Origin of the sequence: Morganella sp. TYF_1 (assembly GCF_043105645.1) — a bacterium.
Classification (GTDB): Bacteria; Pseudomonadota; Gammaproteobacteria; order Enterobacterales; family Enterobacteriaceae; genus Morganella; species Morganella morganii_B.
The window spans coordinates 1-14,307 of sequence record NZ_JBICLU010000001.1 but is presented as its reverse complement, the minus strand read 5'-3'; the positions used below and the strand labels follow the sequence as shown (position 1 = coordinate 14,307).

Below are 14,307 nucleotides of genomic sequence, written 5' to 3'. Positions count from 1 at the left end.
TTTGCGCTCATGATATAGTTGACGAATTATTCTGGGTAAGATTATTTCAATAAATTTAAGAAGAAAACCATGTCAATTCAGGCAATGAATAACATTCTGGAACAAATTAATATCCAGGCAAATGAAATTAAAGGGGCGTCGCAGGCCGGTCGTATTAACGAACAGCCAAAAACCACGAATTTCAATGATATTTTGTTTCAGAGTATAAGTAATATTAGTGATTTGCAAGTCAGTGCGAAAAGTCAGGCGCAACAATATATGATTGGAGCGCCGGGGGTCGGATTGGATGATGTTATGGTATCTTTGCAAAAATCATCAGTTGCGTTAAACCTTGGTGTGCAGGTCCGGAATAAGCTGGTCAATGCGTACCAGGAAATTATGAATATGTCTGTTTAACCATTGATTTTTGTGTATTTGATATATTGCTTAAATATAATGATCAGATACGTACAACAGTAAGAAGTCATATCCGATTTTCAGGTTATTTCCGGTAACCAAGACCAGAGTTTAAGCAGACATGTTAAATAAAAATAATGTTGGGGGAAGTTCAGACTCGGGTGAATATATTCAACTTAGTCTGAACGAGTCAGAACTGACAAAAATCAATGAGCTTATTTATCGTCGTGCCGGCATTGTTTTATCCGGGCAAAAGCGCGATATGGTATTTAACCGTCTCTCACGCAGACTGCGGAAACTCGACGTCCGTTCATTCAAAGAATATATAAATATCCTGGAAAACAGCACGAACGATGGTGAGTGGCAGCATTTTATCAATGCGCTGACAACCAACCTGACATCGTTTTTCCGGGAAGCGTATCACTTTCCTATTCTTGCAGAGCATGCCCGTTCCCGCCCGAATAATTATTCCGTGTGGTGTACCGCCGCATCGACCGGTGAAGAGCCGTTATCAATCGCAATAACGCTTGAAGAGGCGCTTGGCCCGTCTCTGACGCCGCCGCGGGTGTGGGCAACAGATATCGATACTGATGTATTATTAAAAGCCAAACAAGGTTTATATCAGCTGAGAGATATTGAATCGCTGACGCCTGAGCAGAAAAAACGCTGGTTTCTGCGGGGTAAAAATGATCAGAGCCAACTGGTTAAAGTAAAAAAAGAGCTGGCCTCCTGTATTCATTATGAACCACTTAATCTTATAAACAGTACCTGGAATGTACCGGCACCTTTTGATTCTATCTTCTGCCGTAATGTTCTGATTTATTTCGATCAGAAAACTCAGGAAACTATTATTAACCGATTTGCTAAAATGCTTAAACCCGGCGGATTATTATTTATCGGTCATTCTGAACATTTCAGTAAATCCACCACACCCTTTCGTTTAAAAGGACAGTCAGTCTATGTACTTGACGGAGAGGGAAAGTAAAGGGGAATAATGAAAAAGATTAAAGTAATGTGCGTGGATGATTCTACGTTAATTAGAAATATTATGACCAGTATTGTTAACAGCCAGCCTGATATGGAAATGGTGGCTGTGGCTTTAGATCCTATTATCGCCCGGGATTTAATTAAAATTCATAATCCGGATGTTCTGACGCTGGATGTTGAAATGCCGCGTATGGATGGTCTTAATTTCCTTGAGCGTCTGATGCGTTTACGGCCAATGCCCGTCATTATGGTTTCATCATTAACGCATAAAGGTTCTGAAATTACGTTAAGTGCATTAGAACTCGGTGCCGTGGATTTTATTACAAAGCCGCAGATGGATCTGCAAAATAGTATGCGCAATTACAGCGAGATGATTGTTGAAAAGATCCGGATGGCGGCAAATGCCCGGGTTTATCGCCGCGATAACCGGGCGATTAAGCCTGCGGCGATTAAGACACCGTTGGTCGGGAGTGAAAAAATTATCTCGATTGGTGCCTCGACCGGAGGAACGGAAGCATTACGTCACGTACTGACACCGATGCCGTTAACCTGCCCGGGAATCGTTATTGCTCAGCATATGCCGCCGGGATTCACGCACTCTTTTGCTGAACGACTGAATAAATTATGCGCGATTTCCGTCAAAGAAGGCGAGGACGGCGACCGTGTTTTACCCGGGCATGCGTATATTGCGCCCGGCGGTAAGCATATGGAATTAGTCCGCAGCGGCGCGAATTATCATTTAAGCCTTAACGAACTGCCGCCGATTAACCGCCATCGGCCATCGGTTGACTCACTGTTATGCTCTGTTGCCAAAGTGGCCGGTAAAAATGCCGTTGGTGCGCTTCTTACCGGGATGGGCAGCGACGGTGCTCAGGGATTGCTGGCTATGCGCCAGGCCGGTGCATGGACGATTGCACAGAGTGAAAAAACGTGTGTGGTCTACGGTATGCCGCGTGAAGCCGTCAAACTGGATGCGGCATGTGAAGTGACTGACCTCGATCAGATAGCCCGCAGCATCCTCAATAATATCGTTGGTCAGGCGAACCGTATTTAATTTCTCAGCACTTTAACGGGTGTGATGTTGGTTAATATTAAACAATCAGGAAAATGTAATGGCAGATAAAAATCTTCGTTTCTTAGTCGTTGACGACTTTTCTACAATGCGGCGCATTGTCCGCAATTTACTCAAGGATCTCGGGTTCAATAATGTGGAAGAAGCCGAAGATGGTCAGGATGCTCTGGACAAATTACGTGAATCAACATTCAATTTTGTCATCAGTGACTGGAATATGCCGAATGTTGACGGCCTGCAGCTGCTGACTGAAATCCGTAAAGACCCGGCGTTAGCCGCGCTTCCGGTGCTGATGGTGACTGCGGAAGCCAAAAAGGAAAACATCATTGCAGCCGCTCAGGCAGGTGCAAACGGGTACGTTGTTAAACCATTTACAGCAGCAATACTGGAAGAAAAGCTGAATAAAATTTTTGAAAAACTCGGGTGGTAAATGATGGATACGCAGGTGAGTCAGCATTCGACTGAAAATTTCCGGAGTATTTTCTCACGCATAGGTCAGTTGACCCGTTTGTTGCGCGATAGTCTGACGAATCTGGGACTTGATCGCGCGATTATGGATGCGGCAGAAGCAATTCCGGATGCCCGTGATCGTCTGAATTATATTGTGAGTAAAACATCACAGGCGGCAGAACGTGCGCTGAACTGTGTGGAAATCGCCCGTCCTTTGCAGGATGAGCTGAGCAGCCGATCCACCGAATTAACCACCCGGTGGGATGAGTGGTTTGATAAACCGGTGGAAATGCCGGTTGCCAAAGAGTTAGTCACGGATACGCGGGCATTTCTGACCGCCGTACCGGTGCTTGCCGGACAGACGAATGAGCAGCTGATGGAAATCATGATGGCTCAGGATTTCCAGGATCTGACCGGTCAGGTTATTCAGCGGATGATGAAACTGATTGAGGCGCTGGAAAAAGAGCTGGTCCAGGTTCTGGTTGAAAACATGCCTGAATCTGAAACGGCACCTGCGGATAAAAAGGATGATCTCAAAAACGGCCCTCAGATTGACCAGAGTAAAACGGGTGTTGTCGCGACACAGGATCAGGTGGACGATTTACTCGAGAGCCTTGGCTTCTGATGTGTTGCGGTAAAGGGTGTCTGCGGAGCGGCTGTTTATCACAGCTGCCGTTTTCTGTTTTTTATTTTCTGACTGATCTGTAACGCTTATGGCAGAAGAAAGTGATGTAGAAAAAACAGAAGACCCCACCCCCCATAAACGGGAGAAGGCACGCAAAGAAGGACAAATTCCCCGTTCGAAAGAATTAACATCCGTAATGATGTTATTGGTGGGATGGGCACTTATGTTTTCATCCGGAAGCTACCTGGTAAGAGGTCTCTCACAATTGCTGTCTGAAGGACTGAGGTTTGATATCAGCGCAGCAATTGAAACTAACCGTATGTTTTATCAGATGGATAACCTGTTTGGTATGGCAATGAAAGCGGTGCTGCCTTTTATGCTCGGGCTGTATATTACCGGTATTGCTTCCCCGCTGCTGCTTGGCGGACTGAACTTAAGTGCCAAATCTATCAAGGTTGATTTAAAGCGTATCTCTCCCGTTGCGGGATTTAAGCGTCTGCTGTCAAAGCAGGTGCTTTCTGAATTATTAAAAGGTGTCCTGAAAGTCGCATTAGTCGGGTGTGCCGGTGCATTATTTTTCTATCTTAATAAATCATATTTTATTCAATTAGTTAACCAATCGGTTGTCGGGGCATTAAGTGATGCCATGATGCTGATACTTTACGCCCTGCTGACCGTGATTTTGTTTTTAATTCCTGTCGCCGGTTACGACGTTTTTTACCAGATTATGAGCAATCTGAAGAAACTCCGGATGAGCCGCCAGGAAATCAGGGATGAATTTAAACAGCAGGAAGGTGATCCGCAGGTTAAAGGACGTATCCGCCAGTTACAGCGCGCGGCGGCCCGCGGCAGGATGATGGCGGATGTTCCTGATGCAGACGTTATCGTCAATAACCCGACGCATTATTCCGTCGCGTTGTCGTACAAAGAAAACGGAATGTCTGCCCCGGTGGTTCTGGCAAAAGGCGCCGGTGAAGTTGCACTGCGGATCCGTGAACTGGGAAAAGAGCACGGGATCCCATCGCTTGAGGCACCTCCGCTGGCGAGGGCGCTTTATCGCCATTGTGAGCCGGGAGAACAGATCCCGGTAACATTGTACAGCGCCGTCGCAGAAGTCCTTGCCTGGGTTTACGGTATCAGACGCTGGCGTAACAGCGGAGGTATTAAACCGAAATCACCCGATAATTTACCCGTTCCGCGGGATATGGATTTTCAAACCAGAGAGTAACAAGAAATGGCTAATCTCGCCGGTAAATTACGTTTACCGAATTTTAAACAGACACAATGGCAGATTCTTGCAGGCCCTGTACTGATCATCATGATCCTTGCAATGATGGTTCTGCCGTTGCCGCCGTTTATTCTGGATGCATTATTTACGTTCAATATCGTCCTTTCTCTGATGATTTTGATGGTGGCAATGTTTAACCAGAATACCCTGGAGTTTTCGGCATTCCCGACTATTCTGCTGTTCTCCACCTTGCTGCGGCTGGCTCTGAATATTGCATCAACCCGTGTTGTTCTGATGGACGGGAACAATGGCCCGGCGGCAGCAGGGCATGTTATTGAAGCATTTGGTCATTTTCTGGTCGGCGGTAACTTTGCCATCGGTATCGTGGTTTTTGCCATTCTGATTATTATTAACTTTATGGTTATTACCAAAGGTGCGGGGCGTATTGCGGAAGTGGGGGCCCGTTTTGCCCTGGATGGTATGCCGGGTAAACAGATGGCGATCGATGCGGATTTAAATGCCGGTCTGATCGGCGAAGCTGAGGCCCGCAAACGCCGTAAAGATGTCACTCAGGAAGCCGATTTTTACGGTTCGATGGACGGTGCCAGTAAATTTGTGCGAGGTGATGCGATTGCCGGCCTGCTGATCATGGCGATTAACCTTATCGGCGGATTATTGATAGGGATGACCCAGCATAATATGTCATTCGCCCAGGCGGGTGAAACATATACCTTGCTGACTATCGGTGACGGCCTTGTTGCCCAGATCCCTGCCTTAATCATTTCCACCGCTGCCGGTGTTATCGTTACCCGTGTATCCACCGAACAGGATGTCGGTGAGCAGATGGTCGGACAGCTGTTAAGCAGCCCACGGGTCATGGTGCTTTCCGCTGCGGTTATCGGTCTGCTGGGATTAATTCCGGGGATGCCGAATTTCATCTTCCTGGTATTTACGAGCGCGTTGTTATTTCTGGCGTGGTGGTTACGCGGCCGGGATGAGAAAAAGGAATCATCTGCCGGCGAAAATACAGATGAAGCCGTGAAAAAGCTGCAGCAGGAAGAAACACAGGCTTCCGAAGTGTCCTGGAATGATGTGCAGATGGAAGATGTGCTCAGACTGGAAGTGGGCTACCGCCTTATCCCGATGGTTGACAGTAATCAGGACGGCCAGTTACTGACACGTATCCGCGGGATCCGTAAAAAATTCGCTCAGGACATGGGATTCTTACTTCCTTCCGTGCATATCAGGGATAATCTTGATCTGGCACCGACCGTTTACCGGATCCTGCTCAAAGGTGTTGAAATCGGTCGTGGTGAGGTTCAGCCTGAACGCTGGATGGCGATTAACCCGGGCTGCGCTGACGGGGAACTGTCAGGGATCATGTGCGAAGACCCGGCATTCGGTTTACCGGCATACTGGATTGAGGAAGTATTGCGTGAAGAGGCGCAGACACTCAATTATACCGTTGTTGACCCGAGCTCCGTTATTGCCACACACCTGAACCATCTTATTGTCTTACATACCGATGAACTGTTCAGCCGTCAGGAAACGCAGATGCTTCTGGACCGCCTGACCAAAGAATCACCAAAGCTGGTTGAGGATGTCATTCCGGGACTGGTTTCGATCACACTTTTCCACAAAGTACTGCAAAACCTGTTATCTGAACGTGTCTCTATCCGCGATATGCGCACGATTATTGATACCCTTGCTGACAATTGCGGCACGATAACAGATCCGGATGACCTGACCTCTCAGGTTCGTATCAGCCTTGGCCGTGCGATCACCCAGCAATGGTTCCCGGGAAGTGAGGAATGCCAGGTTATCGGCCTGGATAGCACGATTGAACGTCTGCTTATTCAGTCAATACAGAACGGCACATCGATTGAACCGGGTATCGCCGCAAACTTACTGTCGCAGACTGAACGGGCAATTACTCAGCAAACCGCGCTGGGCGTGACACCGGTATTATTAACCACGCCGCTGCTTCGCGTTATGCTGTCGCGCTTCCTGCGCCGGGCTTATCCTCAGTTGGTGGTGCTCTCCAATATGGAAATCACTAATAACCGGACAGTACGCATTACGGCCGTTATCGGCGGGGATAATGCCTCATGACCGGTAAAAAGATCCTTTTGCTGATTGTGGCGTTGTTTTGTCCGGATCTTCAGGCAAACACAACCGGATCATGGCAAAAAGAATCCGCAGGCGGCCTCCTTAGTGTGGGCCGCCAGTCAATGAGAGGCAATGTACTGGAGGCGCCGGCGTCTGTTCCGCTGCAGGCCTCGGCCACCCGGATTTACTGGCAGGTTGCGTTGTTGTCCCCGCCGCCGGCAGGGCTGAAGATTCAGCTTTGTTACTCAGGAGGGTGTGAAAAACTGTATGGTTTAAGCGGGCAGTTCACACCGAAATCCCGGTGGCCTGCGGATGAGTCATACTATTTTGTGTATAGTGTGAATGCTATTGGCCAGCTCCGTCCTCCTCTGAGAGTACTCCGGAACTCGCTGACCATGAACTATAAAGTGAACTGATATTAACAGGCAGACTGTCTCTGAGCGGTAAGCGGATGTGTTTAACGATAATTTTGTTTTACTGAGATAAACTGATTACTGTAGAGCTGGCTGCATTTGTTGCCGTGATGAAGTCTTGACATATTCTCTCTGAGAAAAGAAAGGCGTTGTTTTAATTTATCGGTCATTTCTTTCTCATTATCCTGAATATCCTGCATAATTTTCAGCAGAGAGCGCTTTCCTTCGGAATCAAGTTCATCAATTTCCATGCCGAAGACATCGTGAATCATAATCACATAACGTTCTGCCTGTTCAGCGAATTCATCCCAGCGTTCTTCCCGTGCCATTTCAAGCAGAGACAGGTTTTCTTTGTAGACATCCTGAAAACAGGCGGAAGTGGTTTTATTCATTGTTAACCTCTTGTATTTGGCGAAATTTCTTTCCATGTATCTGCCAGATTCATCAATATCTCATCCACATGGGTAAGTAAAGCCGGGTCATTTTTTAAATTTGCGTTAAGCAGGGTTCGTGACATGTATTCGTAAAGGCTCTCTAAATCAGCAGAAATAGTGGTACCGATTTTGTGATCCAGGGATGCCCGCAAACCATTATCAAGGATATTGATGGCTTTCGAGATCATTTCACCACGCTTTGCGATATTGCCATTAGCAAAATAGATTTTGGCCCGCAAAATAGCGTTATGAGCGCCGTCAAACAGCATTGTGATTAACTGGTGCGGTGTTGCGCCAATCAGCTTGCTTTGTAAGTCGACCTGCGCATAAGAATTAGAGCTGTGAGGTGTATACATCATGTATTCCGTAGCAGAAAAAGGACAGGAGATGTCTCCTGTCCGGAAAACAAAATATTAGTTATTTAATGTTGAAATGAGAGCGCCGACCTGATTACTGGTGCTGTTGAGGCTGGCCATCGTTTTGTCCAGATTCTGGAACTGGATACGATAACGTTCAACCTGCGCATCAATCAGTTTCTGTGTTCTGTCAATCTGTTCTTTGACCTGATCGACTTGTTTATTCAGGCTGTCAGTCGCGGTTTTGATTGATCCGTCAATTTTATTCTCAGAATCACCATTATATTTGGTGATTATCCCGCCTAAGGTGCTGGCTAATCCCTCATTGCCGTTTTTATCCATAAAAATATTGGCAACATCATCAGGGTTGTCCGCAATCGCAGCATCAAGTTTGTCTTCGTTCAGCGTCATTAGACCGGTTTTAGGGTCGATAGTGATACCGATATCCGCTAATGCCCGGTACTCTGCATCATTTTCACCGTAGACACCGTTAACAGCGGTACGGGTTTCATTGACCAGGCCGCGGAGCATGGAATCACCCATTAAGGCGCCGTTTTCTGCGTTAGGTCTCTGGATATCGTCATTCGTTAATCCGGAGGAGTCACTCGGTACATATTTGCTGGATGCGGTGGTCTGATTAATCAGCGCATTGTAGTCATTAACGAAATTCTGAATGCTGGTTTTATACTGAGACATATCCGGTGTCAGAGACAACGTTTCCGCCTTCAGGGTCTGACCAGAGGGATCAGAAGGATCTTTTTCGGAGACTTCTTTCAGTTCGAACGTTACACCGGTCAGGATATCGTCGATGGTATTGCTTGAACGGGTATAATTACTGCCGTCAACTGTCAGTTTTGCATCCTGTGCGGCTGCAACGGTTTTCATTCCGTCCGGCTTGCTGCCATCGCCACCCAGACGCAGGAAATCATCCAGATCATCATCACCCTCAACCCGGACACTCATGTTACCGTCAGTACCGGTCGTTTTCGACGTCAGTACTAACTGATGACCCTCATCAGTATGTTGTACGCTTGCCTGAACATCACCATTTTCCTTGTTAATGGCTTTGGCAATCTGGTTCAGTGATGTTTCGTCATCCTTCAGCTCCACGCGCATTTCTGAGCCATCGTCCTGGGTAATGATGACTGTCCGTGTACCCTTATCCTTCGATCCTTGCATAGCATTCGGATCGTCTACTGCCGCAGTTTTGGCTTTATGTGACGTTGCCAGCTGTGTCACTGTCACGTCATGCGTATCTGCGATTGCTCCGGATTTTGCTGTTGCGGTAAATGCCTTGTTGGTGCTGACATTGACAGAGTTGAATGCATCGCCCTGCAGCGGCTTGATGCTTTTATTCAGGGCATCCAGTGAGCTTGAAATCTGCCCCCAGGCAGAAATTTTCGACTCATAGCTTTTCTGCATATTGGTATAAGGCAGCAGACGCTTTTGCTCACTGAGTTTGAGCTGTTCAAGCATTGTTGCTGTATCCAGACCTGAACCAATTCCTAACGATGTTATTGAAGCCATATTATTATCCTGCCTGCGAATGAATGTTAATACTTATAATATCGGTATGAAAAAGACAGTTCTAAAGACACAGCCAATATATATTTGCATAAAATTAAACCTGTTCGGCAAATACATCAAACAAAATCAGTAATTATCATCCTTATAAAAGCCTTCAAAGTTGACGGCATTTAAGGTGATGGCGTTTTTTTCTTTTTTATATCGTATTGATAGCGGGGAATTCTGTTATGGATACCCGGTTTTATCCGGAAAAAAATGTGTCCGGCTCTATTTAGTTATTTTCCGCTGATACCGATATTTTAAATGTATCGCAATAACACGTATTTATTCATAATATTAGAGGACCTAATATGCCACAGATTATTAATACCAACGCCATGAGCCTGGTGGCTCAGAATAACCTGAACAAATCACAGGCTGCTCTGGGTACTGCTATCGAACGTCTTTCTTCCGGTCTGCGTATCAACAGCGCAAAAGACGATGCTGCAGGTCAGGCGATCAGTAACCGTTTCACCGCTAACATTAATGGTCTGACTCAGGCATCCCGTAACGCAAACGACGGTATCTCCCTGGCGCAGACTACTGAAGGCGCGCTGAACGAAATCAACGATAACCTGCAGAACATCCGTCGTTTAAGTGTTCAGGCAGCAAACGGTACTAACTCCGAATCTGACCGTCAGTCTATCCAGGACGAAATCGACCAGCGTCTGGCTGAAATCAACCGCGTTTCTGAGCAGACTGAATTCAACGGCATCAAAGTACTGAGCAAAGATCAGACGCTGAGCATCCAGGTTGGTGCGAACGATGGTCAGACCATCGATATCAACTTAGGTCAGATGGATACCGGTACGCTGGGTCTGGATGGTTTCAGTATCATGAATATGGTTGCAACATCTCAGGTTACTGAAGGGATGCAGGTCGTTGATGGTGCTGAGAAGTATAATTTAAAAGATACTGATGTTACTGCGATTGAAACCAAACTGTTCGGTGCCACTGGTACCGGCGGTAAAATGTATGCTTACACAGATGACGCTACTGGTAAGACTGCATATATCGGTGTAGCAGCGGATGGTACATGGAAATCTGTCACAGCAGATATCGATGTTACTGACCCTGATAATCCGGCATTAACACTGGGTACGGCAGCTGCTGTCGATGCAGCAACAGACCCGGTAGTTAAAAGTCTGACAACCCTGCAGACTATGGACGATGCATTGGCAATGGTTGATGAAATGCGTTCAGGTTTGGGTGCTTCCCAGAACCGCTTTAACTCTGTTATCAGCAACCTGGATAACACCGTTATCAACCTGTCTGAATCCCGTGCCCGTATCCTGGATGCAGACTTCGCGGTAGAAGTATCTAACATGAGCCGTGCGAACATCCTGCAGTCAGCGGGTACAACTGTTCTGGCACAGGCAAACCAGGTTCCGCAGAACGTTCTGACTCTGCTGCGTTAATCTGTTCTGATATCAATAAGCCCGGCATCGTATTATGCCGGGCTTTTTTTATACGCGGTATCAATGATGGATAGTGCGCCCGTTCAGCGGTTGTACCGGACGATTATTATCCTGGCCGAGTACCGTTCTGAACTGACTGATTTGTTCCGCAGAAGCACTGACCGGTTTCTTCAGAATCAGCCACTGAACATCTTCAGAGCATGGTGGTGTGGTCAGTGAACCACTGAAACGGTAAACATCCTGTTTTCCCGGCAGCAATTTTTTAATATTGACCGGTGTATTCAGCACAGCAGTCTCCCCGGCCGCTGATGGCATGTGTTGCCAGGCATGGGCTAATTGCGGATTACCTTTCCCTTCTTCAAACATCAGCCCCAGAACAGCAAGGGCGCCGTCTTTATCCTGATAAACAAAGTGAGCTTCTAACGGAAACTGTTTACCGTTAATGGTATTTTCGGCCGGTGCATGAAAATGAAATTGTTGTAGTATGTAAATGTCACTACCCAGTTTCAATAGATTACCGCCCTCTGTATTAATCTGGATAGTATGACCGTTATTCATCATTTCCTGTTTCCCTGGAATAAAGAAAAATTCAGGTTTACCGGAAACCTTTTTCAGGGGACCCTCTATATTGACGGGTGATTGAGCTTTACCGGTTTCGCACAATAAAAACTCAGGAGAAAGTTTACCCCAGTTATCAGGATGGTCATGGCCCTGATAACTCCAGTGCGCATGATTTTCTGCGGAAACACATGAGAAACTCATAATAAGCAGGGACGTAGAAAATATTTTTCTTTTCATCTTTAATATATACACGGTGAGGTAATAAACGATATTGAATAATATCGGTTAAAGGCAGATATTTCTACTAACATAAATTAGTTGGTTTTTTCATAAAAAATATTTTTTGTTTTTCGGTTGTGTATTTTAATTGTTATTCTTCTGGCCGCTTGGTATTTTATATCTGTAACTGAGTAAGTTGTGTTTTAATATTATCACGCGTGTCATAATGTTTCACTGGAAAATATAATTATACGTTATTGGCTATGTTGTTAAACAGCCGATTAATGATGGGATAAGGTTTCATTGTTGCTATTTTATTGGGCTGTTGGTGAATGTTAATTCGGTAATTATTTGATAAATAATATCTTTATTTTTAAGGCGTACCTGGGGGTGTTGTATGTCACCAATAAATAACAATTTATTTTTTCGTTAAATCGGCAAGGTGATTTATGTTTGTTTATTGCTGAAAAATAAATATTCCGGGGGCAGAATGCTGAGCCGTTTTAAAATATCAACAAGCATGATGATTATCATCTGTTTGTTCTTTGCACTGCAGGTAACAACGGGTGCCTATCTCTTTAACTATGCGCTGACAGATAAAAAATTCAATGTTGAAATTGATAACGAAACAAAAAAAGCAATAGATTTGGATGAGGCACGAGTTTACTTACTGAAAGCCAGATTATCGATCAATATCGCATCCAGAGTTTTTGATAATGAAGATAAAAGTGAAGTTAATTCAAGATTGAGTGCAGCCGCTGAAGAGCTGAAAAAAGCCAAGTCTTTCTGGGATGCGTTTGCCGTTCGCGAGTCAACCATTGATGGCAAATATGATTTTGAAAAATTACAGGCCAGTTTTTATGCATTTTACGATTTCAACGTGAAATCGTATGATTTGCTTAAAAATAACCAGGCCGATGAGTTCCTCAGAATGCCGATAAACGGTGCCATGCGTGAGTTTGAAAAACTCCACGGGGACTATCAGGGTTTATACAATGATTATTATGAAAGCAATATAAAGGCATCATCTGAGAAGTATGTCAAAACGATATGGTTACTTGTGGTGATATTTGCAGTTCTGTTAGTGTGCATCGCGATTATCTGGTCGGGTATCCGTAATATTATTATTACACCGTTAAATCGTATTGTTTCAGGTATTCAGTCTGTTGCCAAAGGTGATCTGGTCACGCCGGTGAATGTGACCGGCAGAAACGAAATGGGGATGCTGGGTGATGCATTGCGTCATATGCAGCATGAACTGGCGGTTACCGTCGGTGATGTCCGTGATGGTGCCAATGCTATTTACAGCGGCGCCAGTGAGATCTCGGCCGGTAATAATGACCTCTCTTCACGGACCGAGCAACAGGCTGCGTCTCTTGAAGAGACCGCCGCCAGTATGGAAGAGCTGACCGCGACCGTTCGGCAGAATGCTGATAATGCCCGTCAGGCCAGTCATCTGGCATTAACCGCCTCTGAGACCGCAGAGCGCGGCGGGAAAGTGGTGGATGATGTTGTGGATACCATGCGCGGCATTGGTGACAGCTCGAAGAAAATTGCCGATATCATCAGTGTGATCGACGGTATCGCCTTCCAGACCAATATCCTGGCGCTGAATGCCGCCGTGGAAGCCGCCCGTGCCGGTGAACAGGGACGCGGGTTCGCGGTTGTTGCCGGTGAGGTGCGTAACCTGGCCCAGCGCAGTGCGCAGGCTGCCCGGGAAATTAAAACCCTGATCGAGGATTCGGTCGGCAGAGTCGATACCGGTGCGGTACTGGTTGAGCGTGCCGGTGAGACGATGAATGAAATTGTCAGCGCCGTTACCCGCGTCACCGATATTATGAGTGAGATAGCGTCCGCCTCGGATGAACAAAGCCGCGGGATTGATCAGATTGGTGTGGCGGTAACAGAAATGGACAAAGTCACTCAGCAGAATGCGGCGTTAGTCGAGCAATCGGCAGCGGCAGCCGCATCGCTTGCAGAGCAGGCCAGCAGACTGACGCAGTCTGTGGCCGTGTTCCATATCCGCGCCGGTGAACTCAGCAGCGGTGTGAAAACGAGTAAAATAGCGTCGGCACAACAGCCGGTATCCAAAACATCTCCGGTTGATAACGGGGATGACTGGGAAACTTTTTAATAATCCCGGTGCCCTGTCAGCCGGGGCACCAGTAAAAATAATGTTGGTATAATAATTTTACCCCCTGTTTGCCCATCTGCGATGGGCTTTTTTTTTGATTAATAAAAAAGTCTGATTGTGCGTGTTTTATTAAATGATGGATTAATGACATCCGTACGATTAATTCGCTTAAATACTGTCATTTTCGTTGTCTTTTTTCATGATGGTGAGCGTGCGGAAATAAATAATAACAATAAACCCTGATGGTTGCATATTACGGTAATCCCGGATTATCCCGGTGTAAGCGGATAGCAATGGGTTTCTTTCGCTATTTTTTTATCCCCCCTTTAGTTTTTTTTT

At 46.1% G+C, this 14,307-nt stretch carries 14 protein-coding genes; 10 read left to right on the top strand and 4 right to left on the bottom strand.

Features of this window, described 5'->3' with window-relative positions; translation table 11 throughout:
* The first annotated feature begins 69 nt into the window (after positions 1-69).
* The 8 genes from fliE (at position 70) to ACF8OF_RS00035 (ending at position 7,283) form a co-directional block, all read left to right on the top strand.
* Complete coding sequence (gene fliE / locus ACF8OF_RS00070) at positions 70-396, top strand: flagellar hook-basal body complex protein FliE (RefSeq protein WP_349467803.1); 327 nt, start codon at positions 70-72, stop codon at positions 394-396.
* Positions 397-517: 121 nt separating this feature from the next.
* The gene (locus tag ACF8OF_RS00065; protein WP_274371352.1) at positions 518-1,381 is read left to right on the top strand and encodes a CheR family methyltransferase; all 864 of its coding nucleotides are present in this window, start codon (positions 518-520) and stop codon (positions 1,379-1,381) included.
* Between the two features lie 9 nt (positions 1,382-1,390).
* Positions 1,391-2,437, top strand: coding sequence for a chemotaxis response regulator protein-glutamate methylesterase (locus ACF8OF_RS00060; protein WP_274371353.1), 1,047 nt, complete (start codon positions 1,391-1,393; stop codon positions 2,435-2,437).
* A 58-nt stretch (positions 2,438-2,495) separates the two neighbouring features.
* Complete coding sequence (gene cheY, locus ACF8OF_RS00055; protein WP_274371354.1) at positions 2,496-2,885, top strand: chemotaxis response regulator CheY; 390 nt, start codon at positions 2,496-2,498, stop codon at positions 2,883-2,885.
* Positions 2,886-3,530 carry a protein phosphatase CheZ gene (gene cheZ / locus ACF8OF_RS00050; protein WP_392495328.1) on the top strand — a complete coding sequence of 215 codons (645 nt, stop codon included), beginning with the start codon at positions 2,886-2,888 and terminating at the stop codon, positions 3,528-3,530.
* Positions 3,531-3,618: 88 nt separating this feature from the next.
* The gene (gene flhB, locus ACF8OF_RS00045; protein ID WP_349467806.1) at positions 3,619-4,758 is read left to right on the top strand and encodes a flagellar biosynthesis protein FlhB; all 1,140 of its coding nucleotides are present in this window, start codon (positions 3,619-3,621) and stop codon (positions 4,756-4,758) included.
* 6 nt (positions 4,759-4,764) lie between these two features.
* Positions 4,765-6,870 carry a flagellar biosynthesis protein FlhA gene (gene flhA / locus ACF8OF_RS00040; RefSeq protein WP_349467808.1) on the top strand — a complete coding sequence of 702 codons (2,106 nt, stop codon included), beginning with the start codon at positions 4,765-4,767 and terminating at the stop codon, positions 6,868-6,870.
* Complete coding sequence (locus tag ACF8OF_RS00035) at positions 6,867-7,283, top strand: flagellar protein FlhE (RefSeq protein ID WP_274371356.1); 417 nt, start codon at positions 6,867-6,869, stop codon at positions 7,281-7,283. Before flhA ends, ACF8OF_RS00035 begins: the two co-directional genes overlap by 4 nt.
* Before the next feature lie 41 nt (positions 7,284-7,324).
* Here ACF8OF_RS00035 and ACF8OF_RS00030 read toward each other — a convergent pair whose 3' ends face one another.
* From ACF8OF_RS00030 to fliD, 3 genes are read right to left on the bottom strand one after another with little or no spacing between them, the layout of a single operon-like run.
* Entirely contained in the window at positions 7,325-7,672 is a 348-nt protein-coding gene (locus ACF8OF_RS00030) for a flagellar protein FliT (protein WP_274371357.1), read from the bottom strand.
* Between the two features lie 2 nt (positions 7,673-7,674).
* Positions 7,675-8,070 (bottom strand): flagellar export chaperone FliS, encoded by a 396-nt coding sequence (gene fliS, locus ACF8OF_RS00025; protein ID WP_025152266.1) that lies wholly within the window; start codon positions 8,068-8,070, stop codon positions 7,675-7,677.
* A gap of 57 nt (positions 8,071-8,127) precedes the next feature.
* A complete protein-coding gene (fliD, locus tag ACF8OF_RS00020) occupies positions 8,128-9,597 on the bottom strand; it encodes a flagellar filament capping protein FliD (protein WP_349467809.1) in 1,470 nt (489 codons plus the stop codon).
* Between the two features lie 350 nt (positions 9,598-9,947).
* Here fliD and ACF8OF_RS00015 point away from each other — a divergent pair, with 350 nt between their 5' ends.
* Complete coding sequence (locus tag ACF8OF_RS00015; protein ID WP_392495327.1) at positions 9,948-11,054, top strand: FliC/FljB family flagellin; 1,107 nt, start codon at positions 9,948-9,950, stop codon at positions 11,052-11,054.
* A gap of 60 nt (positions 11,055-11,114) precedes the next feature.
* On the opposite strand, the gene ACF8OF_RS00010 is transcribed toward ACF8OF_RS00015, so the two are convergent.
* Entirely contained in the window at positions 11,115-11,852 is a 738-nt protein-coding gene (locus tag ACF8OF_RS00010; RefSeq protein ID WP_349468096.1) for a carbonic anhydrase family protein, read from the bottom strand.
* A 472-nt stretch (positions 11,853-12,324) separates the two neighbouring features.
* Between ACF8OF_RS00010 and ACF8OF_RS00005 the strand changes: the two genes are divergently transcribed.
* On the top strand, positions 12,325-13,968 hold the full coding sequence (locus ACF8OF_RS00005; protein WP_274371812.1) for a methyl-accepting chemotaxis protein: 1,644 nt from the start codon (positions 12,325-12,327) through the stop codon (positions 13,966-13,968).
* Positions 13,969-14,307 lie beyond the last annotated feature (339 nt).